This is a genomic window from Crateriforma spongiae, from assembly GCF_012290005.1.
GTDB lineage: Bacteria > Planctomycetota > Planctomycetia > Pirellulales > Pirellulaceae > Crateriforma > Crateriforma spongiae.
The window spans coordinates 790,200-815,982 of sequence record NZ_JAAXMS010000001.1 but is presented as its reverse complement, the minus strand read 5'-3'; the positions used below and the strand labels follow the sequence as shown (position 1 = coordinate 815,982).

19 protein-coding genes and 2 tRNA genes are annotated in these 25,783 nt (G+C 59.6%); 15 read left to right on the top strand and 6 right to left on the bottom strand.

The genetic code is table 11. The features are described from left to right. Positions 1 to 29: 29 nt before the first annotated feature. The 3 genes from HFP54_RS03020 to HFP54_RS03010 form a co-directional block, all read right to left on the bottom strand. Positions 30 to 1,055: a polysaccharide biosynthesis/export family protein gene (locus tag HFP54_RS03020; protein WP_231604571.1), complete on the bottom strand. Its 1,026-nt coding sequence runs from the start codon at positions 1,053 to 1,055 to the stop codon at positions 30 to 32. Between the two features lie 245 nt (positions 1,056 to 1,300). Continuing rightward, entirely contained in the window at positions 1,301 to 2,962 is a 1,662-nt protein-coding gene (locus HFP54_RS03015) for a tetratricopeptide repeat protein (RefSeq protein WP_168563993.1), read from the bottom strand. Between the two features lie 354 nt (positions 2,963 to 3,316). Further along, entirely contained in the window at positions 3,317 to 4,951 is a 1,635-nt protein-coding gene (locus HFP54_RS03010; RefSeq protein ID WP_168563992.1) for a UxaA family hydrolase, read from the bottom strand. Positions 4,952 to 5,080: 129 nt separating this feature from the next. Here HFP54_RS03010 and sucC point away from each other — a divergent pair, with 129 nt between their 5' ends. The 3 genes from sucC to HFP54_RS02995 all read left to right on the top strand — a co-directional run bounded on the left by sucC (position 5,081) and on the right by HFP54_RS02995 (position 8,744). Then, positions 5,081 to 6,265, top strand: coding sequence for an ADP-forming succinate--CoA ligase subunit beta (gene sucC, locus HFP54_RS03005; protein WP_146412435.1), 1,185 nt, complete (start codon positions 5,081 to 5,083; stop codon positions 6,263 to 6,265). 76 nt (positions 6,266 to 6,341) lie between these two features. Continuing rightward, complete coding sequence (sucD, locus tag HFP54_RS03000) at positions 6,342 to 7,223, top strand: succinate--CoA ligase subunit alpha (protein ID WP_145300848.1); 882 nt, start codon at positions 6,342 to 6,344, stop codon at positions 7,221 to 7,223. A gap of 240 nt (positions 7,224 to 7,463) precedes the next feature. Further along, complete coding sequence (locus tag HFP54_RS02995) at positions 7,464 to 8,744, top strand: GNAT family N-acetyltransferase (protein ID WP_168563991.1); 1,281 nt, start codon at positions 7,464 to 7,466, stop codon at positions 8,742 to 8,744. Between the two features lie 44 nt (positions 8,745 to 8,788). Here HFP54_RS02995 and HFP54_RS02990 read toward each other — a convergent pair whose 3' ends face one another. Beyond that, positions 8,789 to 10,408: a DUF8689 domain-containing protein gene (locus HFP54_RS02990; RefSeq protein WP_235951208.1), complete on the bottom strand. Its 1,620-nt coding sequence runs from the start codon at positions 10,406 to 10,408 to the stop codon at positions 8,789 to 8,791. Positions 10,409 to 10,648: 240 nt separating this feature from the next. Between HFP54_RS02990 and HFP54_RS02985 the strand changes: the two genes are divergently transcribed. From HFP54_RS02985 to HFP54_RS02935, 11 genes are all read left to right on the top strand, one after another. Further along, positions 10,649 to 11,518, top strand: coding sequence for an HDOD domain-containing protein (locus HFP54_RS02985; RefSeq protein ID WP_168563990.1), 870 nt, complete (start codon positions 10,649 to 10,651; stop codon positions 11,516 to 11,518). Between the two features lie 259 nt (positions 11,519 to 11,777). Continuing rightward, entirely contained in the window at positions 11,778 to 12,395 is a 618-nt protein-coding gene (locus HFP54_RS02980; protein WP_146412426.1) for a 50S ribosomal protein L25, read from the top strand. Between the two features lie 154 nt (positions 12,396 to 12,549). Next, on the top strand, positions 12,550 to 13,119 hold the full coding sequence (gene pth, locus HFP54_RS02975; RefSeq protein ID WP_146412424.1) for an aminoacyl-tRNA hydrolase: 570 nt from the start codon (positions 12,550 to 12,552) through the stop codon (positions 13,117 to 13,119). An 82-nt stretch (positions 13,120 to 13,201) separates the two neighbouring features. Continuing rightward, positions 13,202 to 13,624, top strand: a complete 423-nt coding sequence (gene rpsF / locus HFP54_RS02970) for a 30S ribosomal protein S6 (RefSeq protein WP_146412422.1) — start codon at positions 13,202 to 13,204, stop codon at positions 13,622 to 13,624. Between the two features lie 58 nt (positions 13,625 to 13,682). Next, positions 13,683 to 14,180, top strand: a complete 498-nt coding sequence (locus HFP54_RS02965; RefSeq protein ID WP_168563989.1) for a single-stranded DNA-binding protein — start codon at positions 13,683 to 13,685, stop codon at positions 14,178 to 14,180. A gap of 76 nt (positions 14,181 to 14,256) precedes the next feature. Then, positions 14,257 to 14,784, top strand: a complete 528-nt coding sequence (gene rplI / locus HFP54_RS02960; protein ID WP_146412418.1) for a 50S ribosomal protein L9 — start codon at positions 14,257 to 14,259, stop codon at positions 14,782 to 14,784. A 269-nt stretch (positions 14,785 to 15,053) separates the two neighbouring features. Further along, positions 15,054 to 15,135: transfer RNA gene (locus HFP54_RS02955), tRNA-Leu, on the top strand. Positions 15,136 to 15,735: 600 nt separating this feature from the next. After that, a complete protein-coding gene (gene ppdK / locus HFP54_RS02950; RefSeq protein WP_168564187.1) occupies positions 15,736 to 18,375 on the top strand; it encodes a pyruvate, phosphate dikinase in 2,640 nt (879 codons plus the stop codon). A 293-nt stretch (positions 18,376 to 18,668) separates the two neighbouring features. Beyond that, positions 18,669 to 19,007 (top strand): tetratricopeptide repeat protein, encoded by a 339-nt coding sequence (locus tag HFP54_RS02945; RefSeq protein WP_146412414.1) that lies wholly within the window; start codon positions 18,669 to 18,671, stop codon positions 19,005 to 19,007. 92 nt (positions 19,008 to 19,099) lie between these two features. Continuing rightward, a tRNA-His gene (locus HFP54_RS02940) sits at positions 19,100 to 19,173 on the top strand. A gap of 207 nt (positions 19,174 to 19,380) precedes the next feature. Next, the gene (locus tag HFP54_RS02935; RefSeq protein ID WP_168563988.1) at positions 19,381 to 20,577 is read left to right on the top strand and encodes a Gfo/Idh/MocA family protein; all 1,197 of its coding nucleotides are present in this window, start codon (positions 19,381 to 19,383) and stop codon (positions 20,575 to 20,577) included. Positions 20,578 to 20,614: 37 nt separating this feature from the next. On the opposite strand, the gene HFP54_RS02930 is transcribed toward HFP54_RS02935, so the two are convergent. Beyond that, positions 20,615 to 21,601, bottom strand: a complete 987-nt coding sequence (locus tag HFP54_RS02930) for a ZIP family metal transporter (RefSeq protein WP_168563987.1) — start codon at positions 21,599 to 21,601, stop codon at positions 20,615 to 20,617. Positions 21,602 to 21,805: 204 nt separating this feature from the next. On the opposite strand from HFP54_RS02930, the gene HFP54_RS02925 reads away from it, so the two are divergent. Continuing rightward, a complete protein-coding gene (locus tag HFP54_RS02925; RefSeq protein WP_235951206.1) occupies positions 21,806 to 22,762 on the top strand; it encodes a histone deacetylase family protein in 957 nt (318 codons plus the stop codon). Positions 22,763 to 22,806: 44 nt separating this feature from the next. Here HFP54_RS02925 and HFP54_RS02920 read toward each other — a convergent pair whose 3' ends face one another. Continuing rightward, positions 22,807 to 25,569: a bifunctional acetate--CoA ligase family protein/GNAT family N-acetyltransferase gene (locus tag HFP54_RS02920; protein ID WP_168563986.1), complete on the bottom strand. Its 2,763-nt coding sequence runs from the start codon at positions 25,567 to 25,569 to the stop codon at positions 22,807 to 22,809. Between the last annotated feature and the right edge of the window lie 214 nt (positions 25,570 to 25,783).

Sequence of the window (25,783 nt, the reverse complement as noted above, 5' to 3'; positions counted from 1 at the left end):
TTTATCCAATCCCTACAACCGGCCCCGAATCAATTGTTGATGATCGCGTCGGTGACCAGATCAACAGGGATGATGCCGTACAGACCGTCGGTGAAGACTTGCTGGACCCAGTTGTCGAACACCTGGATCGGTTTTTCGGGAACGATGATGACGTCGCCGTCTTGGACCCAGATTTCGTCGGCCGGTGTGGGGCGTTTACCCAACACGGCCCCGCGGAGGTCCAACATCGTGGAGATCAGACGCCAGTCCTGTGCCCGGCGGAAAATCACCACTTGTCGCATGTTTCCGCCGGGCAGGTGACCGCCCGCCGCGGCAATCATCCCCAGCACGGTCGTGGGCGTGTCGATTTGGATCCGCGACGGATTGGCGACTTGCCCTAAGACGTGCACGACATGGGGGGCCTGGCCGGTCAAAATCGGCTCGACTTCCAGACCGACCACGATGCGGCTGTATCGAAGATTGATTTCGCGTTTCAGCTGGCTTAGCGTGAATCCCTGAACGCAGACGGCCCCCAAGCCGGGCAAACGAAGATTGCCGTCGGGCATGACGACCAAATCCAGATTCTGTTGATTGAATCCGCCCTGGCCGGCGACCGCCGATCGGATGTCTTCGGCCAGAGTATTGGTGCGGACCGGCGTGACGTCGATCGACGGTTCTTCGTAGTATTCCCTGTACAACTCTTCCAGCTGCTCGCGCAATTGGCGAACGGTCAGACCGGCGGCCTGGACTTCGCCCAACAACCGAAGCGTCAACGTACCATCAGGCTGAATCTGTAGACCTCGGTCCAGAGTCCCGCGGACCAAATCGGGATCTTGTAGCGACTCGATCAACACTTCATCGCCGGGTGTCAATCGATACGATCCGCCGCCTTGTCGACGAGTCACCAGATACAGCAAGCGGACTTGGTCGCCGGGGCGAAGACGGTACTGTGCCAAATGCGCCGTCCGCGGTGGTCCGGCATACCCGCCCGGTCCGTAGGGCGCGAATTGCATGGGCCGCATGTCTTGCCAGCGTGACTCGCTGCCGCAGCAGTTTTGGCAATCAACACCCATCATGCAGTTGGGGCATCCGCTGCCGGGCTGGATACCGCACGCGCCGCCGCCACCATTTGCACACGGACGATTTTGAATGGCAGTGTTGTCGGTCTGTGGCGGTGTCCAAGGCGTCGACGACTGGGCACACAACGTTGTCGCCATCGATATCGACAACATCATTGCCATACCGACGACGCCAATCGCGCGGGGGTAACATCGCCCGGACGGGCGAAAGCCACGATTCGGTGATTGATTCGCCATAAGGATCACCACCACTTTCCGATCGCGTTGAACATCCGCTTTGCCGGCCCGGGTTCGGGGGCGGTGGGTGCTGGGGGCGTGACGCCGGACGCGACCGGTTGGCCGGGCTTGGCTTGCCGGTTGGCCGAGGCGTTGACGTTCCCCGAAACGGCGTAGGGTTGCACGACGGAACTGGGCCGCATGGCAACACGCGGGTTCATCGTGGTTGCTTGGCTCGGCGTGGCGGTCAGGTTTCCGATCATCGCCGGCGTGCCGGGGACCACCGGGGGCCGAGCGGACAGGGAAGCGAATTCCGCCGGGCTGACGTGGACGACCTCGGGAACCGGAGATCCGGTCGCCACCGCACCCGCATTCTGCAAGCTTTGACGTGCAGCGATCATCCACCGACCCGCCGCATCCACTTCGCCGGCTTGGTGCATCAGGCGTGCGATCAGCTCCGCCGATTCGGCCGATGGCTGGTGCTGATACGACTGCTGCAATGCCCAATGAGCTTCGCGATACAGACCGACGTCGATCAACTGACGGCCAAGGTTCAACGCCAAGCTGGCATTCTGCGGTTGCCCCTGCAGCGCGGCACGACGCAGACAAAGGGCGACCGGCCCCGCCAACGTCGTTTCATCTTTGCGTGAAAGTGTCACGGCGGCCAACAGATCCAACGACCGTGCCGCAACCAGATGACGCGACGCCAAATCACCAAGCATGCGTCGCGCATGGTTCAAATAGACGTCGGCTAGTTGACGACATGACGGCACGGCCGCCTGCGAAGCGTCCAGCCAAGGTGCGGCCACGCTGGTGCGGTGCGAACGAATCAGTCGTCGCAACACAACCGGATCGTCGGCCGCGTACGGTCCGACGAAGTCTTTGGCTTCGCGGATGGCGTCGATCGCCTGGTTCAACTGCTGGACGTCACGCGAAGAAGAGGTCTGGCAATCCAAACTTTGGGCCGCCTTGCGGATGGCCAACCAGGCGTTGTCTTCGGCGCTGGCCCATGCCCCGACACCGTAGTCTGCGGTTGCATCGGCCAAAGCCGTCGATGCGTCACGGTCCAGCGAAATCGACGTTCCGCTGGCCAGCCACGGGCGTGGCAACGTTGCGGGTAGAGTTTCGGAGACGTCCGGGTCTTGCACTGCCGCGACCACCATGCGACCAGACGTTGCACCGGAGCCCGACACCGTCCATTTGCCCGATGCGTTGCTGGCGAATGCCCCCACTTGCTGGGCAACGCTTGCGAAGGAATCGGTTGGCTGAATCCTGGCATTCGGTACGGATTCCGACAGCGACGGTGGTGCCGGCGGAACAGCACCCGACGCATTCGTTTGCGCCGCGGGCAACCGCGCGGCCTTCATCGGTGCGGACGGCTTTGCGGGGCTTAGTGAGTTCGTCGATGACTGCGTTTTGAACGGCAGACCCATCGGAATCGGCGTTGGAACCGCCGTCGAGGATCGAACGCCCCGACCTTCCGGCCCATCGGCCGGTACATCAGTCAAAGTGCCGGACGCATCGGTCGTTTCGACGCGTTTAGCAGGGCGTGGTATGCACCGCCATCCCTGCAGCGAACCGGCGGCCGATGGGACGGATTGCTCCGGTGCAGCAATCTGTTGCACGAAAGGATTGACTTGCGGCGTTTCCGCGGCCGTCAGGGTCGACGGAAGGATGACGGCCGACATCAAGCACCACCGCAGCCGTCGACGTGACCGACGGACAGCCGACGGTCGGTCCGCAGCGTTCTGCGCGGTGGGTCGGTTGGAACGATTTGGGTACGTCATCGGTGCTCGGTTTCATCCGTGAAACGCGACGAATCAGGCAATGATCGGCTTCCATGCCGTCCCCTCGATCGAGCGCCGCCGTACCGCCCCGTTGCCCGTGGGGCACCGGCGTGCGCACAAGACACTGCCTCTGCGTCATGGTTCCCATCGGAAGAATCCGTCCAATGCTTCGGGCCAAACCGACCAGCCGACTTTTCGGACGCTGTGATCCATCGACCAGGTCGAATAACCGACAAAGTCGATCGCCGGATGTCGTCACAATGTGGGCCCGACCGTCCACGGAATGAATTCGTGGTCGCCGATGCCCAGTTCTTCGCTGCACGTTTTCCGGCCGCTGGCAACGTCCAGCGAGAACTCAAAGATTCGCTGACCGACCTGGTCGACACTGTGGCCATCGGCGATCTCTCCCGCGTTGACGTCCATGTCTTCGCGCATGCGGTGGAACAGATCGCTGTTGCTGGCGATTTTGATCACCGGCACCGGCTTACAACCAAAGCAGCTTCCTCGGCCGGTGGTGAACAGCACCAAATTGCAGCCTCCGGCGACTTTGCCGGTCACGCTGGCTGGATCGAATCCGGGACTATCCATGACACTCAACCCGGCTCGGTCGATTCGCTGGGCATAGTCATAGACCGCTTGCAGCGTCGTGGATCCGCTCTTGCAAACGGCCCCCAACGATTTTTCGGTGATCGTGGTCAGTCCCCCGGCCTTGTTTCCCACCGAAGGGTTGTTGTCGATCTGGCCGCCGAACATTGCCACGTGCTCTTTCCACCAACGGATTTTGTCCAGCAGTGCTTTGGCCACGTCATCGCTGCGGCTGCGGTCGACCAATAAATGCTCCGCCCCGTACAGCTCAGTGGTTTCCGAGATGACCGCCGAACCGCCGCAAGCCACAAAGCGGTCGGCCGCGGCACCGACGGCCGGGTTAGCGGTCCAGCCGGAATAGGCGTCGCTGCCGCCACATTCCAGGGCGACCGACAGATGTGATGCGTCGGCCGGAGCGCGTCGGCAAGCGTCGGCCCGATCCAGGACTTGTTCCAGCAATGCGTCGGCTTTTTCGATCGTCGCCCGAGTGCCGCCTTCGGTTTGCATGACGATCATCGGCACGCCGTCGTCGCGAGTCAATTGTCGTCCATCGGGCCCGTACAACGACACCATTTGATGGTGTTCCGCCAAGTACCCGGCGGTCGTTTGTTCACAACCCAAGCCGATCATCAAGCACCCGGCGACGTTGGGATGCCGGGCGTATCCGGACAGGACGCGGCCCAGCATCTCGTGTTTCTGGCCGCCGTAGCGTAGGGCACAGCCGGTGGTGTGCGTCGCAACAAAGACGCCATCGACGTTCGGCCAGCGTGCCAGTCGATCATCGTCAAAACGTTCGAGCACCGCGTGGCAAACGCTGGCGCTGCAATTGACCGTCGCAATAAGTCCGACGTAGTTCCGCGTGCCGACCTTGCCGCCGGGTCGATGGTAACCCTGAAACTTCGCCTGGATCGGCGGCGGGGGCTGTGGTGGATGTCGATTGTCGACACGGACCGCAATGCGATGGTCATCGGCCAGATTGTGATCATGAACGTGATCACCGACGCGGATCGGCTGCGTCGCTTTTCCGATCCGCTGGCCATACTTCCGGACATCGGCATCGGCATCGATCGGAACGATCGCAACCTTGTGTCCCGGCGGAACACGTTGACAAACGACGATCGTATCCCCGGTCGAAGACGACGGATCGGCTGGACGTGGTATCGCCACGCCCTGTCCGGGCATCAGCAATTCCGTTGCGATCCCCACGTTGTCGTCCTCGTGCAAGAGAACCAGGCGGGCTTGGGCCTGCTTGGTTGAGTCGCCCGATGGGTGATCGGCGTCGCCATTTGATGGCACAAACGTCATGGCTTCGGATTCCGCTGGGTTCCTTGGGGCATCTTGTGGTTCCGTCGCGACGGGGGTCCGCCTATATTCTTCGACCCGTATGCAATGATTCGTTTCCGCGTCGCCAGGGTTCCGAGCCGACTACCGAACATGAAGATCCACGAATACCAAGGCAAAGAATTGTTTCGCCAGGCCGGCGTGCCGGTGCTGGAAGGCCAAATGGTAACGACGCCCGAGGAGGCTGCGGCGGCGTATGACAAGCTGGGCGGAAAGATTGCGGTGGTCAAAGCCCAAATCCATGCCGGCGGGCGTGGCAAAGGCAACGTCATCGACAATCCCGATCAAAAAGGCGTCGTCTTGGTCAAGTCGGCCGACGAAGCCAAAGCAGCGGCGGCGGGCCTGCTGGGCAACAAACTGGTGACCATCCAAACGGGGCCCGAGGGCCAGACGGTCAACCGCGTGTTTGTCGAAGCCGGTTGCGACATCGCCCGCGAATTGTACTTGGGCATCGTTCTGGATCGTGCCGCATCACGTCCGGTCTTGATGGCCAGCACCGAAGGCGGTGTGGAGATCGAAACCGTCGCGGAGGAAACGCCGGAACTGATCTTTAAAGAACACTTTGACCCCGCCGTCGGACTGGATGCTTACCAAGTCCGCAAGCTGTGCAAGAAACTGAAGATCGAGGGTGCCGCGGCCAAGGCGGCCCACAAGTTCATGACCGCGATCTGTCGGTTCTTTGTCGATTTCGATTGCTCGCTTGCCGAAATCAATCCGCTGGTCATCACCGGCGACGGCGAAATGATCGCCTTGGATGCCAAAGTCACCTTCGATGAAAACGCTTTGTTCCGCCACAAGGATCTGTTGGAACTTCGCGACTTGAGTGAAGAAGAGGAAAGTGAAGTCCGTGCGGCCAACGCGGGACTGAGCTATGTCAAGTTGGAAGGCAACATCGCCTGCCTGGTCAACGGTGCCGGTTTGGCGATGTCGACGATGGACATCATCAAGTACCACGGCGGCCAGCCGGCCAACTTTTTAGACGTCGGCGGCGGGGCCAACGCCCAACAGGTCACCGAAGCGTTCCGGATTCTGTTGAGCGATCCGAATTGCAAAGGCGTCTTGGTCAATATCTTCGGCGGCATCGCACGCTGTACAACGATCGCCAGCGCGTTGATCGAAGCCGGCAAAGAAGTCGGGTTCAGCGTCCCGTTGGTCGTTCGTTTGGAAGGCACCGAGGTCGAAGAAGGCCGCAAGTTGCTGGAAGAATCCGACATCGACGTCATCACCGCGACGGACCTGACAGACGCGGCAAAGAAAATCGTTGCCGCGGTCGCCTGAGCGGCCATTCGCCGCTTTCGCCCCTGAATCCCAACCTCGTTCATCGCCAACCGATTACCGCTCAAAGCTCTCTCTCATGTCCATCCTGATCGACAAGAACACCAAGGTCATCTGCCAAGGCATCACCGGCAGTGCGGGCAGCTTCCACACCAAGGGCTGCAAAGAATACGCCGGCACCCAAATGGTCGGTGGCGTCACTCCGGGCAAAGGCGGACAAACCGTCGAAGGTCTGCCGGTCTTTGACACCGTCGAAGAAGCCGTCGCCCAGACCGGCGCCGACGCGACAATGATTTTTGTCCCGCCACCGTTCACCGCCGATGCCATCTTGGAAGCGGTCGACGCCGGCATCCGGGTCATCGCCGCTATCACCGAAGGCGTTCCGGTGCTGGACATGGTCCGAGTCTATGAAAAAGTTAAAGCCAGTGATTCGATCCTGATCGGTCCCAACTGTCCCGGTTTGATCACGCCGGAGGAATGCAAGATCGGCATCATGCCCGGCTACATTCACCAGCGTGGCAAGGTCGGGGTGATGAGCCGCAGTGGGACGCTGACTTACGAGGCCGTTTGGCAAACCAGCAACCTGGGGCTTGGCCAGAGCACCTGCGTCGGGCTGGGTGGTGACCCGATCGTCGGCACCAATTACATCGATCTGTTCAAGCTGTACCAAGAAGACGACCAGACCGAAGCCATTCTAATGATCGGTGAAATCGGCGGCACCGCGGAGGAAGAAGCGGCCGCGTTCGTCAAGGAACACGTCACCAAACCGGTCGCCGCCTTCATCGCCGGACGAACCGCACCGCCCGGCAAACGCATGGGACACGCCGGTGCCATCATTTCCGGCGGCAAGGGAACGGCCACCGAAAAGGTCGCGGCATTGGAAGACGCCGGGATTGTCGTCGCACCGACCCCCGCCACGATGGGCGAAGCGGTCACCGAAGCGATCAAAAAGCACAGCTGATCGTCCATGGCCCCGCTGCCGGCCTGGTCCATCAAGCGGACACGCCCTGGCGTGGTCCACTGGCGGTGGTCGGCATGACCGGCCCGATCGCTACGATCCACCATCGTCGCGACCGACATACCGCCGGACGCCGGTTGTCGCAGGTGCTGCCGCAAAGTTGGATTATTTTAGAATGCTGTTTCCGTGGACGGCCGTCCTGCCACCCACGGGTTCGATTCCAACGATCTCGGCACGGCGTTCATGCCCGATACAGTTTCGGAAATTTCCACGACGCGCTTCGCCGCATCGCACGCCCTTCCCAGCGGACAGGGTGAATCACGCGATCCATCCGGCAACCACCAACCCACAGTGCCGGCCGGTCGCTGGACTGCACCGTCGGTCGACAACGGCCAGACCTCTTTGATCGCCGCGGCCACGACGAAGCCAACCGCGGTCCGCTGCTTGTCGCTGGATGAACTGGATTCACAAGCCGTCGAGTCGTGGTCGCAGCTCCGGGAAGGCCGATCGGAATTTCAATCGCCGTTCTTTTCCCATCGTTTCGCCCAAGCCGTCCAACGTGCCCGAGGCGACGTGCAGGTCGCGGTCGCCAGCCAACGAAATCGAATCGTCGGTGTACTGCCGTTTCACCGACGCGGCCGTGTCGCCTATCCGGTCGGTCGTTTCTTCAATGACGCACACCAACTGATCACGGCCAGTGACATAACCGTCGATTGGATCGATCTACTGCGTCAACTGTCATTGCGATCCTTTGATGCCCACGCCATGACGGGCGTCAACGATCGCGACCGCGATCGTTTTCGAATGCGGACGGTGCGATCGTTTGCTTGCGAACTAGGCGACGATTCGCGTGGCTACCTGAATCGATTGGGTCGCGATCACAAAACGATCGGACGCCAGCCTCAAAAAACACGCAAGATGCAGCGTGAGGTCGGGACGGTGCGTTGGGAATTGGACTGTCGCGAACCCGCCGTGCTGGACCAAGTCATCGCCTGGAAACGTGACCAGTACCGGCGGACTCATATCTTGGACCTGTTCAAACCCGACTGGACCCGCCGCATGATCGGCGACTTGCACAGCAACCTGGGTTCGGATGCCGCAGACCTTGGGCGCTGTTCATCGCGAGGCTTGTTGAGCGTGTTGTGGGTCGACGGACGACCGGCAGCCGGGCACTTCGGGATGATCGAATCCGGACGACTTCACTATTGGTTTCCCGCCTACGATCCGGCACTGGGCCGATATTCACCGGGGACCGCACTGTTCCGCGGCATCATCGAAGCGGCATCGGATCACGGAATCACGATGATCGACATGGGCTATGGCGAACAGCCTTACAAACGCAAACAAACGGATACGGTGACCGAGGTTTCGGCCGGCTGCATCAGCCGTTGCAAGGTCCATCGCACCTACCGATTCCTGGAACGCATGCTGGTCCATGCGGCGCAGTCGATCCCGATGAAGGAATCGGTCAAGCGGATCGTCCGTGCAACGACCCCCGATGCCGGGATCGGCAAACTGCGATAAACCAAGCATCGCGGCCCCGCGAAGCAAGCCCGCGGCACTGGCGACTACATCACGCTGAAGTAGTTGTCACAGGCGAAGTCGAAGTACTCGTTCTTCAGTTCGACTTTCAAATCGTTGTACAGGCAATAGTTGCGAACCTGCAGCAACAAGTCACGCGGCTGGCAGTTACGAAACGGTCGATTGACGGGCAAGTAGTGCGTCTTGATCAGGTAATCGATCGGGCCGGGATCGTACGGGATCTTGGTCACCTTGCACATGATCTCGAACAGTTTGCGGAAGTCGGCTTCCGGCGGATTTTCGACTTCGATCTTGTAGGGAATCCGTCGCAAAAACGCGTCGTCGACCAAGTCCTTAGGTTCCAGGTTGGTGCTGAAGACGACCAATTGATCAAAGGGGACCTGGATTTTCTTTCCGCTGGCCATGTTCAAAAAGTCGTACCGTTTCTCCAGCGGCACGATCCAGCGGTTCAGCAACTGATCCACGCTCATCTTTTGACGGCCGAAGTCATCGATGACCAGCGTGCCGCAGTTGCTTTTCAGCTGCATCGGCGATTCGCTGATGTTCGATTCGTTGTTGCGAGCGACTTCCAGCATGTCCATTGTCAATTCGCCACCGGCCACGATGGTGGGCCGCTTGATGCGGACCCAACGCTGGTCGAACGGATCCTGTTTGAGCAACCCGGATCCCGGATCAGGCATTTCCAGTTCGTGGTTCATCGGATCGAAGACCCGCAGCACGTCGCCGTCGATATCGATCGCCCGCGGGATCCAAATGTATTTTCCGAACGCTCGGGTGACCCGCTCGGCGATGGACGTTTTCCCGTTACCGGGGAAGCCGAACAGGAACATGCCGCGGCCGCTGGCGATTGCGGGCCCCAAACGCAGCAACATCTTGGGATTGATCAGCAGATCTCGGAATGCTTCCTGCAGGTTTCGCTTTTTCGGATACTGACCTTCGATCGTCTGTTTATTGACACTGACGATGTAGTCTTGCAACCGCACCGGACAGGCCCCGTAGTAGGTGCAATCCGAGGCATGATTCCGCGCGATCGCGCGTCCCGATTCGCTCAGGATATACACGTAATCGTTGGTCGCTGTCGCACTCTTGTACGCAACGTTCTGTTCCATTTTCAGCCGCGTCAGGATCGGCTCGATCATGCGGAACGGCAACTTCACCTGATCGGCGATCTGGCGACCAGGACATTCGCCGACGTTCAACAGATAGCGATAGACGATTGCTTCCAGCAAAGTCTCGTTGACGCCCGCTTCCTGCATCGTGGCCGGTTCGATGGGACGCCAAGGTTCGTCACGCGATGGTTGAAAGCCCAGTTTGGCGGAAGACGCAGCTTCGGCGGGTCGAACTTTCGGTGCCGCGGGTTGGGGTGCAGCTGGTCGAGTTGCTGTCGCCGGCCGGGTGGCAGCTGCGGGATTCGCCGCGGCGGGTGTCGCAGGCGGTGCCGCCGGTGTCCGATCGGACGGCAAGGTGGCCGGTTGTTTGGGCTGTGGCAGTGATGCCGAAGATGACGTCGGGATGGCACCATCGCTCGACTCGGCCGCTTGACCGCTGAGCGACTCGATTCTGGCCAGCAAAGCGTCCAGCTGGCTATCCGCATCGGGGGCAGCGGACGGCATTCCCGGCGCGGCGGGACGATTCGATGAACTCATTTTGCACCCATGGTTGGAATCCTTTCCGACTTCCGGATTTATCGGCAGGCATGGATAACGCCGCGACGCGGTGGGGGTCGCGCGTTTGCAATCCGAACAACCGGTACTTCTTGACACCCTTTCGCTCATCCCCGCCCTTCGCCGAATGGGGCAGCCGCAAGAGTGCCGCAGGACGGATTGCGAAAGCTATGGTTCAGAGTTCGCATGGTCATGTCACACCGACACCCAAGCCGCCGATCGATGCCTCCCACCACGTCCCGTACTCCTCAGCTGTCGCAACGTGCCGAACAGGCGCGGTGGGAATACGCGTTAAGCGAACCCGCGCGACGGATGATCGCCGAAGGTGCCTTGGACGGAAAAACCAGCCGGTCGATGTGCCGCTGGCTCGCGGCGGACCGCGAACTTGCATCGCGTGTGCTGCGTTGGTGCAACACGCCGCTGTTCAACTTATCAACGCCGTTTTCCAACCTTGCCGAAGCCATCCAGACCCTCGGTTCGGCCGACATCGCGCGTTTGACGTTCTTGGCGGAGGTCCGCCGGCGGTACTTGCAGTGCAAACCGGCCGACGGATTTGACCCACGTCGGCTGTGGAGCCACAGCGTCGGGGTCGGCGCGGTATCGGCGATGATCGCGCGGACCTGTGGCGTCGATGACCCCGGCAGTGTGATGCTGGTCGGAACACTTCACGACATCGGGGTCGCCGTCACGGCAACGCTGAATCCCTGGGAAACGGCGGAAGTTTTCGCCGAGGTCGACCGGCTCTCGACGATCCAAGAGGTGGAATTCGACCGCAACGGTTGGAGCCACGCACCGCTGGGCGCGGCGGTTCTGAAGCACTGGGAATTGCCCGATGCGGCCCAATCGGTGGCGTTACGACATCACGATGATCTGTCCGGCCAATCGCTCGACACGCTGGATCCGGTGCTGTGCTGTGTCGTCATTTCCAATTATCTTTGCTGTCGGATCGGGCGGGCAATCGCGAAAGAATGCACCTTGCCCACGCCGGCGGACATCGTCTTTCAGCGGCTGGACATCAGTTCGGACATGTTGATGCTGATCTGGCACCAGCTTCACGAAACGCTGGGAAACGCCGATCCGCTGGCAAAGTAGGCCGGCCGCCACGCCGGACCGGGTGCCCGGATCGCCATGGGGGGCCTCGATTCGCTTTGGCCCCGCCAAAAGCGTGTTTTTCGGCGGTGCTTTGGGCTTGCCATCGCCGATCGGTTCGCCATACTTACGCCCTTTAAAATTTGGCGAAATTGTTTCGAACGTGCTTGCGGACTCTGGCACGCGACCCGATCCGGTGTTTCGCCTGTGTCGATTCCGTTTCAAAAAACAAGCACCAGTCGACTGGAAGGTTGATCCTGCCATGGCAGACGTATTGCAGGTCGAAAAAAGAACCAACTTGGGCACCACTGATTCCCGCCGTCTGCGTCGCAGCGGCCGGGTGCCCGCCGTGCTGTATGGTCACGGCGAAAGCAACGAACATTTGTCGGTCCCCAACGATGACGTCCAATTGCTGTTGCGTCATCACGGACGCACCGTGGAACTGAAGGGTGACGTCAACGAAACCGCTTTGGTGGCCGACATGCAGTGGGATCCGTTGGGGATCGAAGTGCTGCACATGGATTTGATGCGTGTCAACTTGCGGGAAAAGGTCGACGTCACCGTGGCACTGACCACCGTCGGCGACGCCCCCGGCGTTCGCGAAGGCGGATTGTTGCTGGAAAATCTGCACGAAGTCGAAATCCGCTGTCCGGCCGGCGATATTCCCGAATCGGTTCAACTGGACGTCAACGGTCTGGGCGTCGGCCAGCACTTGACCGCGGGTGACGTCATGCTGCCCGAGGGCGCCGAATTGGTCACTCCGGCCGAGACGACCGTGGTTCACATCGAAATGCCGAAGACCGAGAGCGAAGAAGCGGGTGAAGCCGGCAGCGGCGAACCGGAAGTCATCGCCAAGGGAGGCGAAAAGGACGAGGAGTGATCCGATCGCGACTTGGCCGTGCGGCACCGGCAGATGTTTGCACAAGCGTCCCGTCCGTCGCATCGCTTGGTCGATCGCCGCGTCCCACGATACATTGGCATCCCACCACACCCGGTCCACCACGCCGTAACGTCCAACAGCACGCATCGGTCTTATGAAACTGATCGTCGGGCTTGGCAATCCGGGCCGGAAATACCAGGGAACACGGCACAACGTCGGGTTCGACGTCTTGGCGAAACTGGCCGGCTTGCTGGCGGCGCCGGGGGCGAAGACGAAGTTCGAAGGCGAGGTGACCGAAGGCCACAGCGGCGGACAAAAACTGGTCCTGCTTTGGCCACACACTTACATGAATGCCAGCGGCCGAAGCGTCCGCAAGGCAAAAGATTTTTACAAATTGGATGACGCCGACCTGCTGGTCGTCTGCGACGATCTGAATCTGCCGACCGGGCGATTGCGGATCCGACCACGCGGCAGTGCGGGTGGCCAAAAAGGGCTGGCCGACATCATTCGGATGTTGGGCGGCGAAGAATTTGCCCGCTTGCGGGTTGGAATCGACCGACCGCCACCTGGTTGGCAAACGCCCGACTATGTGTTGGGTCGCTTCGATTCCCAGGAACAGTCGTTGATCGATCCGGCGATCGATCGTGCCGCTCAGGCCGTCATGGACTGGGCAGTGGACGACATGACGGCGGTGATGAGCCGATACAACGCGAAGGCCGATTGACCGAAAAGCCGCACAGACAACGAAACGATCCGGTGACGAATCGCCCCGGCATCGAATCACTTTTTACGAGAGACCCCGAAAAGTGGCCAACAACACCTACGAAACCCTGTTGATCCTGGACAGCAACCACTACGCACGCGACCCCGGTGGCGTTGCAAAACGAGTGGAAGAAGTTGTCACGGCGGCCGGTGGTGAAGTTCACGTCAACCGATTGTGGATGGAACAGAAACTGGCGTACCCGATCAACGGGCACCAAAAAGGCACCTACTGGTTGGTGTACTTCTCCGGCGAAGGCGATGTGGTCGCCAAGACCGACCGCGGATTCCACTTGGATGACGCCGTCGTTCGCCACCTGACCATCCGCTTGGATCCGCGCCTGGTGGAACCGATCCTGGCAAACGCTCGCGGCGAACGCGTCGTTGGAGCGGATTCGGACGAAGCCGGCGACTCGGAATCCGGCGACACACCGGCCCCGGCCGCCGCCGAAGCCCCGGCAGAAGCCTGATTCCGCGTTCCGCGATTCATCGTCACATCCCCCAAACCACAACAAGGAGACCTCGCCGATGGCCAGCTACAATCGCGTCGTCTTGATGGGCAACTTGACGCGAGACATTGACTTGCGTTACACGCCCGGGGGACGTGCCGTGACCGACATCGGTATCGCCGTCAACGATCGACGAAAGAATGCCGAAGGCGAATGGGTCGACGAAACCACTTTCGTGGACGTCACCCTGTGGGGACGAACCGCGGAAGTCGCCAGCGAATACCTAAGCAAGGGCTCTCCGATCTTTATCGAAGGCCGCCTGAAACTGGATTCCTGGGAAAAGGACGGCAAGAAGAATTACAAACTGCGGGTCATCGGCGAACGCATGCAGTTGATCAGCGGACGTGACGGATCCGGCGGCGGTGGCGGCGGTCGTCGTCCCGCACAAGGCGACGCGTCCCAGGGCGGTCCCCCGCCGCAAAGCCATCGCGATGATTCGGGTCCGCCACCCGGACGCGGTGACGCGCAGCCGACCGGCGAAGGTGCCGGGTACGAAGACGCCGACATCCCGTTCTGATCGACTCGCCGCCCAAGGCCGACGAATCTAACCAAAACACTTCATTCATTCACCATTTCCATCACAGATCACGATCATGCCTGCGACCCGTCACAAGCAAACGTTTAAACGCCTGCCCAAGGGCGAAAACGGCGGCATCCAACTGTTGCTGATCCACAACATCGAACACCTGGGCAAGCAGGGCGACATCGTCGAAGTCAAACGCGGTTACGCGCTGAACTACCTGCTGCCGCAAGGTCTGGCAACCATCGCCAATGACCACCACAAGCGAATGGTGGAAAAGCACCGCGACAAACTGCGTGCGATCGAACTGGAAAAGCTGAAGGAGTGGCGAGACCTGTCCGACGAACTGGGCAAGCAGTCGATCACGATCGAAGCCAATGCCAACGACGAAGGTCACCTGTACGGAAGCGTCGGTCCGCACGAAATCGTCGACGCCCTGAAGGAAGCCGGCTTCACCTTGGCCCAAGACCAGATCCGTTTGGAAGGTCCGCTGAAGGAACTGGGTCTGTACACGGTCAAGATCCACTTGCACAGCGAAGTCGACGCCAGCCTGAAAGTCTGGGTCGTCCCGACGGTCACCGCCGAATCGGCCGAAGCCTGATTGCAAGCCGTTGACCGTGTTTCGTTTGTCCGGACATGCATCCGGACGAGACACGCGGCCGAAGACGAAGCGCGGGGCGATCACCGGATCGTTTCGCGAATGCATTGCCCCAGCCCTAACCGAATCGGTTCGGCCGGGGCGTGCGATTGATTGGGTCGCCTCCGTATCTGATTCGCCTCAGCATCGGAGTGACCAACCGCTTCCATAGTGATTGAAATTCGACGGTTCTCGGTTCGCCTTAAGTGAACCAGACACAAACACCACACCGCGGGGCTGTGGCGGAACTGGCAGACGCGCTGGATTTAGGTTCCAGTTTCTTCGGAAGTGCAGGTTCGATTCCTGTCAGCCCCATTTCGGACGCCTTGTCGCCGCGCCGGACCCGCCGACCGGTCTCCTTCGCGGCAGCCATTGCCCAGGTATCCCGCGCGAAAAACGCTTCGGCGTGACGATGCCCGTGGTTGCCTCAAAGGCGATTGTCGTCGCTGGCCATGGAAGACAGCAACGCCGCCAGCTTTTCGGTCGGCAGTGTCGCTTTGGGACGCGGCGTGCATCTTCGGCTCGACATCTTCCTGGCCGGAAATGCTTCCAACTCTCGGGTCTTGCGACAGCATCGGCTTCGTCGAATTTACGTCCCAAGTCCCAGGTCTGCGGGGTCGGTCGAGCGACCAAGACAGCTGGTCAGAGAGATGTTTGACGGGTGATCGACAACCGGTCTCTGGTTCCGCTTGACGCGCTCGTTGGTCGCATCCGCACGTTCTGGACCAGCTGTCTCATTGACCGTATTGCAAGACACAAATAAATTGCCCGCCAAAACATGACGTTTTACACGGGCATCTCCCTAACCCTCGACTTTTTTTAACGACCGTTCCCCAGAGAACAAACATGGCCAAAAAAGCAGCCTCCCAAAGACGCGCAACCGCACGGCGTAGCAGCGCCGCGGCATCCGACAAGATGGTGTACTACTTCGGCAAAACCAAGACCGAAGGCAAAAAGGCGACCAAGGCCGTGTTGGGCGGCAAAGGCAAGAACCTGGCGGAAATGACGTCGATCGGACTGCCGGTTCCTCCCGGATTCACGATCACCACCGAAGTCTGCGACGCTTATTACAAAGCCGGCAAGAAGTTGCCAAACGGCTTGATGGATGACGTCCATAAGGCCGTCAAATTGCTGGAAAAGGAACTGAAGAAGTCCTTCGGCGATGATTCCAACCCGTTGCTGGTCAGCGTCCGCAGCGGTGCCGCCGTGTCGATGCCCGGGATGATGAACACCATCCTGAACTTGGGTCTGAACGATGTCGCGACCGAGGGCTTGGCCAAGGCGACCAAGAACGAACGTTTTGCTTACGACGCCTATCGCCGACTGATCAACATGTACGGCGACGTCGTCATGGGCATCGAACACGAAGCGTTCGAAGAAGCCTTCACGAAAATCAAGAAGAAGTACAAGGTCACCGAAGACACGGAAGTTCCGGCCGAAGGCTTGAAGGAACTGTGTGACGCCTACAAGGCCGTGTACAAGAAGGGCTGTGGCGAAGAATTCCCACAGGACCCCATCACGCAACTGCAACTGGCGATCGAAGCCGTTTTCGGTTCCTGGAACGCCGACCGCGCGATCAGCTATCGCCGAATCGAAGCCGCCAAGGGCAACTCGGAAATCGCCAACTTGATCGGTACCGCCGTCAACGTCCAAGCGATGGTGTACGGAAACATGGGTGATGATTCCGGAACCGGTGTCGGTTTCACCCGCGACCCGAACACGGGACAGAACAAGTTCTACGGCGAATTTTTGGTCAACGCCCAGGGTGAAGACGTCGTGGCCGGTATCCGCACGCCGCAACCTGTTTCGGAAATGGGCAAGTGGGACCGCAAGGCTCACAAGGAACTGATGGAAATCAAGAAGACGCTTGAGGACCATTACACCGACATGCAGGACATCGAGTTCACGATCGAGAAGGGCAAGCTGTTCATGCTGCAAACCCGGACCGGCAAGCGGAACGGGATCGCCGCAGTAAAAATCGCCTGCGACATGGTCAAAGAAGGCCTGATCGATGAAAAGGAAGCGGTCCGCCGCGTCCCCGCATCCGACCTGACCCACTGTCTGTTGCCCAGCTTCAAGCCCACCGCCCGCAACGCCGCCGACGTGCTGTGCCGCGGATTGAATGCGTCGCCGGGTGCTGCGGTCGGCAAGTTGGCGTTCACCGCCGAAGAAGCCCGCAGCCGATTTGAAGCCGGCGAAAATGTCATCTTGGTCCGTCGCGAAACCAGCCCCGAAGACGTCGAAGGTATGTCGGCCGCGGTCGGTATCTTGACCAGCACCGGTGGTGCGACCAGCCACGCCGCGGTCGTCGCACGGGGTTGGGGCAAGTGCTGTGTCGCCGGTGCCGGTGACATTCACATCAACGAAAAGGCCAAGAAGATCACCGTCAACGGTCGCACGTTGACCGACAAGGACACCATCAGCCTGGACGGAGCAACAGGCGAAGTGATGGCCGGTGAAGTCGAAACGCAAGAGCCAAAACTGGCCGGCGATTTCGCCAAGCTGATGACCTGGGCCGACAAGTACCGCACGTTGAATATCCGCACCAATGCGGATTCGCCCGCCGACAGCAAGCGTGCCCGCGACTTCGGCGCCGAAGGCATCGGACTGTGCCGTACCGAGCACATGTTCTTCGAAGCCGATCGTATCATCCACATGCGTTCGATGATCTTGGCTGACACCGAAGACGATCGGCGTGCGGCACTGAAGAAGTTGCTGCCGTTCCAACGCAAAGACTTCGAAGGCATCTTCAAAGCCATGAAGGGCCTGCCGGTGACCATTCGGTTGCTGGACCCGCCGCTTCACGAATTCCTGCCGCACGACAACTCGGCACAAAAGGAAATGGCGACGGAACTGGGCGTCAAACCCGCCGAAATCAAGAAGCGTGCTCAAGCCCTGCACGAATCCAACCCGATGCTTGGCCACCGCGGTTGCCGTCTGAGCGTGACCTATCCGGAAATTCTGGAAATGCAGGTCCAAGCGATCGTCGAAGCCGCGATCAACAGCGCCAAGAAGAAGATCGATGCTCACCCGGAAATCATGATTCCGTTGGTCGGTACATCGGCCGAACTTCGTATCCTGCGTGAAAAGGTCGAAGAAACGATCGAAGCCACCAAGTCCGCCAAGAAGTTTGACGGCAAGTTGGACATCAAGATCGGCACGATGATCGAAATTCCGCGTGCCGCGTTGACCGCCGATGAAGTTGCCGAGTACGCCGACTTCTTCAGCTTCGGTACCAATGACTTGACCCAGATGACGTTCGGCTACAGCCGTGACGATGTCGGTGGATTCCTGCCGGAATACATCGAGAACAAGATTCTGCAGATCGACCCCTTCCAATCAATCGACCAAACCGGCGTCGGCCAGTTGGTTTCGATGGGCGTCGAAAAGGGCCGCAGCATCAAGAAGAATCTGAAGGTCGGCATCTGTGGCGAACACGGCGGCGACCCGCAATCGGTCCGCTTCTGTCACGAAGTCGGTCTGGACTACGTCAGCTGCAGCCCCTTCCGTGTGCCGATCGCACGCTTGGCTGCCGCACAAGCTGCCTTGGGTTAATCCCATCGGGTAGCGTCTTGCCCCGAAACTACGTCCATCGCCAAGCCAGCGACGGACGAACCGGGGCGAGCACTGAATTTCAACTTCTAGGGCCGGTCGTCGCCGTGACGAACCGGCCCTAGAATTTTATCCCAGGGTTTCGTTGCAGATCCCATCCGCAGCCAAGCCACTCTGGCCTTGCAGCCTTCATCCGTTGACAGGATCCAGTCGCTGCGATGCTTTCAGCGATCGGTCGTCCGGGACCACCGATCCTTCACCAACACCGCGTCCATTGCGAAAACGGTTTTTCAGCCATGTCCGATATTCACGCCCAGTACAACGACGTCGAAAAACTGATCGACGAAGAGAAATTCGAGGAAGCCATCAAGGGCCTGGAAGAGATCGTCGCCAAAGACGATTCGTTCGTCCTGGCGCACTTGGCCCTGGCGCGGGTCTACACCAAGACCGGTCAGCACGCCGAAGCCGTCCAGCATGGTGAGAAGGCCTGCGAACTGGAGCCCAATGAATCGTTCAACTTCACCGCGCTTAGCGTGACGTACCAGCGTGCGTGGGCGGGAACGCAAGACCAGGAATTCATTCGCAAGGCCGAAGACGCAATGGCCCGTGCACAAACGTTGCAAATGCAGCAGTAGAAAGACGGCGACCGCCCGGTCGCCAGAATGTCATTGACCAGGATCGGCCGCGTCGATAACTTATCGCGAACCGGCCACATGCTTTCTTCACGGTGACTGTAGCTCAGTTGGTTAGAGCGTCGGATTGTGGTTCCGAATGTCGGGGGTTCGAATCCCCTCAGTCACCCTCTTTTGACTTTCGGCCGTCTTCGCCGGTAGGTCCCCATCGGCTCGCCTCGGTGCGATTTATCATTGGCGGCCAGTTCTGGTCCATCGCTCGCGGATCCATCCTTCGGTCACGACGCTTCCTTAGCGGATTCATGATGGCCATCGGTCCGACAGGGGCGATTTCCGCCAGTGAACCGCGTCTTCTAGCCATCGGGGGCATCACCACATGAAAGTTCTTATGGTGGGCACCGGCGAATACACGACCGGATATGTCCACGATCAAGCCTCCGATTCCGACAAATCTGCCGGTGTCGTTGCGCTGACGATGTTCGACCTACGACGCCGTGGCATGGTCGAACAGGTGTCGATGGCAGGGACCAACGGCCGAAAGATGCCGGGCATACGCGATCATTTGCGACGTGTGATCGGCGACACTTATGCCGACCTAGATGTGACCGCCCAGTGTTTTCCGGCCGATGACGTCGACCGCGATCCAACCGCATACCAGCGGGCGATCAAAGCTCTGGATCCCGGCGATGTCGTCACCGTGTTCACCCCCGACGACACGCACTTTGCCATCGCGATGGATGCGATCCGGCACGGTTGCCATGTCTTGATCGCCAAGCCGATCGTGATGACGGTCGACCAGCATCAGCAACTGATCAGGGCCGCCGACGACGCGGGGGTGTTGGTGGCGATGGAAGTCCACAAGCGTTGGGACCCGATCTATGCCGACGCTAGAGACCGCATTCGAAACCTTGGGTCATTCGGGTTCTTCCATGCCTACATGAGCCAACCCAAATCTCAGCTAGACACGTTTCGATCTTGGGCAGGCAAATCAAGCGACATCAGTTATTACTTGAACGCCCATCACATCGATTTTCTAAACTGGTCGATCGGATCGATGGCCACTCCCGTCTCGGTTCCTGGATCGGCGGCAACGGGATTTGCCAAGGGGCACGGAATTGACACTGAAGACACGATCACGCTGACCGTCGACTGGGCAATGAAGGACGGAACGGCAACGGGCACCGCGGTGTTCACATCGTCGTGGATCGCGCCAAAATCAGATGTGCATTCCCAACAACGATTCTTCTACATGGGGCACCAAGGCGAAGTGACCGTCGACCAGGCACATCGCGGCTATGGCGTTGCGACCGACGGACGCGGTTTTCAGTCGGTCAATCCGCTATTCATGAAATACACACCCGATGCCGAAGGCCGCTTCGCCGGACAAACGGGTTACGGGTATCGCAGCATTGAGGCTTTTGTGCAGGCTGCAATCAAGATTCGCCGGGGGCACGCGACACCGGACGACTTTCACGGGCGACTGGCCACGGCAAAAGACACAATCAATGTGACCGCGATCTTGCAGGCGGGGCGTCGGAGTCTGGACACCGGCACGACGATCAGCTTGGACTGACCCCATCACCGATGCGTCAAATCACGCGTCGGGCAAATCATGAGGAATCCGCTTCCGAGTTGACCTCGGGGCGCGATGAATTGATTTCGGTGTGTTGGTGCCCGGGAAGATTCTCGATGCCCACCGCGATCCCAACACCGATCAACAGCGCGGCGGTCAGCTTACCTTTGTCGTGATCATGGAAAGCCACCTCGGGCAACAGGTCGGCCAGGGCGATTCCGATGAAAAAGCCGGCCGATACGGCAAGCCCCCACCCCAGAAGTTCGGTCTGTGACTGCAGGGCGGACGTGCCAACGTAAAAGGCCAAAGCGCCAAACGGACAAGCGGTGGAAAACACGAGATTGGCAACCGTCTGGGCTTGCGACGACCATTGCTGTCGCTGCATCACCGACAGGATCGCGAAGGCGTCCAGCGGCTTGTGCAGTGCCACCGCTAAAAAGGTTCCCAGTCCGGCCAACCCCAACCATGCGTCGCCGGAATGGTCCGCCATCACGCTGCTGGCCAAAGCCACGCCGTCGATCAGTGTGTGAAGCGTCAAGCCGAAGAACATACCGAACCAACCGAGTTTTCGACCGTCTTCCAGAGTCCCACGAGGACGTGGCGGCGGATCGGCGGCCGCCCTGTCGATCGCATCATGCCTGTCAGTCAGGTCGTGATCGTGTCCGATGCCCGGATCATGCCAATGGTCGTGCCCGTGGCCATGGCGATGGTCGTGTCCACCCTCGTGATGGCGCGACGAAACCGGACCGCCATGGTCGTGTGTGTGGAACAGCCGGATCATTAGGAACATCGCGATCAAGCCGATCAACGCACCGGTGCACGCACGTGATGCCGACACCAACATCTCGGTCGCATGCGGCAGCATCGCCAGCAGCGCGATCCCCAGCATCAATCCCCCCACACAACTCATCAGCAACTGGGTTCGCAGATGCGTCATGCGCAAAATCGCCGACAACCGTCCACCGATCAACGATGCAAAGACGATCACGACACAGTAGGCAATCAGCAGTGGCAAAGCGGGCATGACGGTCCAGATAGCGACAGGAAGCGCCCACACTAAAAGATCGTAAATGGATTGCCTATAGGACAGTGCGACAATCGCCCCATCACGGCAAGCAACGATCGTCCTGGCATGTCAGCCCCGAAGGTCCGCCATCGCCGGGCAAACCAGCGTCAAATGCGTTAGGTTGCATCAATGGGGCTGCAACCATTTCCTTGACCGAGCATCATGACGATGACGCTGCTGTACTACGATCCCGTTTACATGCAACATCGCACGGGACGTCATCCGGAATCCGCCGAACGCTTGCAAACCGTGGTTCGGCATCTGCACTTTGTCGGGCTGGATTCGTTATGCGACCGGCCCGGGTGGGAACCAGCAAGCCGGCTGCAAGTCGAACGTGTTCATACGGCGGAATACCTGAATCAATTGTCCCAAACCCAGGACGCCGGCGGCGGATGGTTGGACGAAGACACCGTCATGAGCGACCAGTCATTGGTCGCAGCGTTGAAGGCGTCAGGCGCTGTCTGTGACGCGGTCGATCGAGTGATCGCCGGGGACGCCAAAACGGCGATGTGTTTAAGCCGTCCGCCGGGTCATCATGCGCTAGCCGATCGAGCGATGGGGTTTTGCTTGATCAATCATGTCGCTGTCGCCGCGCGTCAGGCAACGGCGCGACATCAAATGAACCGAGTGATGATCGTTGATTTCGACGTGCATCATGGCAACGGGACCCAAGATCTGTTTTACGACGACGAGCAAATTGCTTTTTTTTCAATGCACCGAAGCCCGTTTTATCCCCACACCGGCCGTGAAGACGAAACGGGAACCGGCCCCGCCTTGGGAACCACATGCAACGCGCCGGTAATGTTTGGAACACCGCGGCAAACACAAATGCAAACTTTTGCCGCCAAGCTGCAAGACTTCGCAAGCCGACATCCGCCTGAACTGATCATCGTCAGCGCTGGCTTTGACAGCCACCGCAACGATCCGGTTGGTTCGCTCGGCTGGGAAACCGACGACTACCAGACGATCGCCGAAACCATCCTGGATTTGGCTCACACCCATTGCGAGGGAAAGGTCATCAGCGTGCTCGAAGGCGGATACGACCCGACGGCGTTGTCCGACAGTGTCACGTTGTATTTGGAAACCTTCATGGATGATGAACATCGAAGGGGAACCTAGGACGTTGCCCGGCTATTGAACCGCGCTGATCCATCTCACCGTTGTTACGCTTGCTTTGATTCTGCGTCCGCATTCGCACCGGCCATGTCCAGCGTGAAGATCAAGGTGTCATCGCCAATGATCCGTCGGCACTGAAAGCCGCGGTTTTGAAAGATGGTCCGCATCGCACGGTTTTCGGTGGCGGTTTCGGCGACGATTTTTTGAAGCCCCCGTTGCTTTGCGATCTCCAGGCAGCGGTCGGTCAGGATGGACCCCAGTCGTCGTCCCTGCCACTGGTCGTGAACCATCACGGCAAATTCGGCTTCATGATTTTCCGCATCGGCGATCAAACGTCCGACACCAATCAAGGAAGACTCACCGCCGGCGATGGCCGGATCATCGGACTGCGCCGGCGGATGGTATTCCGCCACGAGCGCGAGTTCGCGGTCGTAATCAATGAAGCAATAACGTGCCGCCATTTCGTGTTCGACTTGCTTGAACAGATATCGAAACCTCAACCGAATCGTTTCCTGTGAACATGTCGCCAACATCCGTGTCCACGCGTCCTCGTCTTCAGGCCGAATCGGACGCAACGTCACTTCCGTGCCATCACTCAGGCGATCCGCACGAATCCACTGATCGGGATAAGGACGGATCGCCAAATGTGGAAAATCGCCAGGTGCAATCGGCTTCCACTCGTGATCAACCAATACCGTCGCATCCAACGCGATGGTTCGTGTGGGCGTCACCACCAACGGATTGATATCCAGTTCGATGACTTCGGGATGCTGGGCCACCATATGGCTGATACGTATCAGCGCATCCTGAAGTGCATCCATGGCGATCGGCGGACGCCCGCGGTACGCATCCAACATCGGACGGCATTGCAACTGTTCCAATAGTCGCCGTGACAGCGATTCACTAAGCGGTGGCAATTCGACCGCCGAATCTTGGAACAGTTCCGCGTCGATCCCGCCCGCGCCGACCATCAACACCGCACCGAAGACGGGATCGCGTTTGGCCCCCACGATCAACTCCCGGCCCAGCGGATCGACCAACATCGGCTGGACCGTGACCCCACGAACCTGGATGTCAGGTCGTGCCTGTGCCGATCGTTGATGGATCGTCTGGTAGGCTTCGGCCACCTGTTCGGCGTTGCTGACATTCAGCACGACACCGCCGACGTCGGTCTTGTGAGTCAATTCCGGTGCGTAGACTTTCACGGCGACGGGATACCCCATCGCATCAGCGGCGGCGATCGCCTGGTCAGCGGATCGCACGACTTGAGGCATCGTGACATCGATCCCATAGGCCGCCAACAGACGTTTGCTGCGCAGTTCCGACCAAACCTGTGGTGATTCTTTCTCCGCGACATCACCTTCACCGCCCAACAAGTCGTCCACCGTCCGATCATCACTGACCACGACCGGCGGTGCGGCTTTGGGCGTTTCATACAACAGATCGTACCGGCGTCCGTAGTGCACCAAATGCCCAAATGCGGTGACCGCTTTTTCAGGACTGGAATACACTGCGATGTCGTGGTCATGAAGCCACTTCGCCCCGGACGCTGCTCGAGACCCGCCCATCCAACATGCGATCAGTGGCTTCCGGTGTGCTTTGGCGACATCCGCAATGCGCCGCGCCGTTTGATCCGGATCGGTCAACGGTTGCGGAACCAGGATCGCCAACAAAGCATCCACGCCGTGATCGGCCAGCATCACGTCGGCCGCTTCGCTGTAGGGGACCGGATCCGTGTCGCCAAAAACGACGGCGGGATTGTCACGCGACCAACCGCTGGGAAAGAGATCGTCCATCGCACTTCGGCGTTGTGGATCTAACTTTGCAAGTTGACCACGACATCGCATCAATGCATCAACGGCCATCACTCCCGGGCCCCCGGCATTGGTCAAAATTCCCAATCGTGAACCACATCGATTCGGGTACCGGGTCAACAGTTCCGCACAGCCCCACAAATCTTCCGCCTGGTCGACACGCACAATGCCCGCACGTGCAAACGCGGCGTCATACACCGCATCGATTCCCACCATGGCACCGGTGTGTGATGCCGCGGCGATCGCAGACTGGTGATACCGCCCCGCTTTGCATGCGATGATCGGCTTGTACCGAGTGAAGGCCCGCGCGGCCGACATGAAACGCCGAGCATCGGCCAAGGATTGCAGGTAAATCACGATGGCATCGGTGTGCGGATCAAACGCCAGATGGTCGATCAAATCAGCCATCGTCACGTTCACCATGTTGCCGACCGAAACGACGCAGGAAAAACCGATCCCTTCGCTGGCGGCCCGATCCAGAATCGATGCACAAAAGGCGGCCGACTGTGAAAGAAACGCCACGTTCCCCTTTTGCACCGCATCGGTCGCAAAGCTGGCATTCAATCCGACCGGTGGGCGGATCACGCCAAGACAATTCGGACCGATCATCCGCATCCGCGGATACTTGGCCAAAACGGTCTTCAGTTCGTCTTCGCGCCCGCGCCCTATCGGACCGATCTCTCGAAAGCCATCGCTTAGACAGATCAATCCGCCCACGCCGGCCTTGCCACACTGATCCACCACGTCGGGCGTCACATCGGCGGGGGTGCACAGCACCGCCAGATCAACGGCGTGTGGCACGTCACTGATACGAGAAACGCAATTCAGCCCATGGACTGCATCGTGGGCCGGATTGATTGGGACAACGGGACCTGAAAAATCGGCATTGATCAGGTTGGCGATCACTCGTTCCCCGACACTGCCGGCACGCGAACTGGCGCCAATCACAGCCACACTTTTAGGCGAAAAGATCTTGCGCAAAGGTCGAAACGGCATCTCGCAATCCGTCGGGCGTCGTCCAATCAAGCGGGGGCATCAATACGTCAAGTCTAACGAATCGCCGATCTGGAACGCGGCAAGGTTCTGGCAGTTCCTTGTAACCGCGACGCTTTGGTCCGCCGGTCGCCTCCGCCCGCTGTCCCAACCGTTATCCTGTTGGCTTTCCCACCCCGCCTGAAACCCTTCCTTCGAATCTTGGGAGCCCAACCTG

What these genes read in the sequence shown, in the direction of transcription:
- HFP54_RS03020 (WP_231604571.1), bottom strand. Translation starts at nt 1,055, where the DNA reads ATGATGGGTGTTGATTGCCAAAACTGCTGCGGCAGCGAGTCACGCTGG.
- HFP54_RS03015 (WP_168563993.1), bottom strand. Translation starts at nt 2,962, where the DNA reads ATGTCGGCCGTCATCCTTCCGTCGACCCTGACGGCCGCGGAAACGCCG.
- HFP54_RS03010 (WP_168563992.1), bottom strand. Translation starts at nt 4,951, where the DNA reads ATGACGTTTGTGCCATCAAATGGCGACGCCGATCACCCATCGGGCGAC.
- sucC (WP_146412435.1), top strand. Translation starts at nt 5,081, where the DNA reads ATGAAGATCCACGAATACCAAGGCAAAGAATTGTTTCGCCAGGCCGGC.
- sucD (WP_145300848.1), top strand. Translation starts at nt 6,342, where the DNA reads ATGTCCATCCTGATCGACAAGAACACCAAGGTCATCTGCCAAGGCATC.
- HFP54_RS02995 (WP_168563991.1), top strand. Translation starts at nt 7,464, where the DNA reads ATGCCCGATACAGTTTCGGAAATTTCCACGACGCGCTTCGCCGCATCG.
- HFP54_RS02990 (WP_235951208.1), bottom strand. Translation starts at nt 10,408, where the DNA reads ATGAGTTCATCGAATCGTCCCGCCGCGCCGGGAATGCCGTCCGCTGCC.
- HFP54_RS02985 (WP_168563990.1), top strand. Translation starts at nt 10,649, where the DNA reads ATGCCTCCCACCACGTCCCGTACTCCTCAGCTGTCGCAACGTGCCGAA.
- HFP54_RS02980 (WP_146412426.1), top strand. Translation starts at nt 11,778, where the DNA reads ATGGCAGACGTATTGCAGGTCGAAAAAAGAACCAACTTGGGCACCACT.
- pth (WP_146412424.1), top strand. Translation starts at nt 12,550, where the DNA reads ATGAAACTGATCGTCGGGCTTGGCAATCCGGGCCGGAAATACCAGGGA.
- HFP54_RS02965 (WP_168563989.1), top strand. Translation starts at nt 13,683, where the DNA reads ATGGCCAGCTACAATCGCGTCGTCTTGATGGGCAACTTGACGCGAGAC.
- rplI (WP_146412418.1), top strand. Translation starts at nt 14,257, where the DNA reads ATGCCTGCGACCCGTCACAAGCAAACGTTTAAACGCCTGCCCAAGGGC.
- ppdK (WP_168564187.1), top strand. Translation starts at nt 15,736, where the DNA reads ATGGTGTACTACTTCGGCAAAACCAAGACCGAAGGCAAAAAGGCGACC.
- HFP54_RS02945 (WP_146412414.1), top strand. Translation starts at nt 18,669, where the DNA reads ATGTCCGATATTCACGCCCAGTACAACGACGTCGAAAAACTGATCGAC.
- HFP54_RS02935 (WP_168563988.1), top strand. Translation starts at nt 19,381, where the DNA reads ATGAAAGTTCTTATGGTGGGCACCGGCGAATACACGACCGGATATGTC.
- HFP54_RS02930 (WP_168563987.1), bottom strand. Translation starts at nt 21,601, where the DNA reads ATGCCCGCTTTGCCACTGCTGATTGCCTACTGTGTCGTGATCGTCTTT.
- HFP54_RS02925 (WP_235951206.1), top strand. Translation starts at nt 21,806, where the DNA reads ATGACGATGACGCTGCTGTACTACGATCCCGTTTACATGCAACATCGC.
- HFP54_RS02920 (WP_168563986.1), bottom strand. Translation starts at nt 25,569, where the DNA reads ATGCCGTTTCGACCTTTGCGCAAGATCTTTTCGCCTAAAAGTGTGGCT.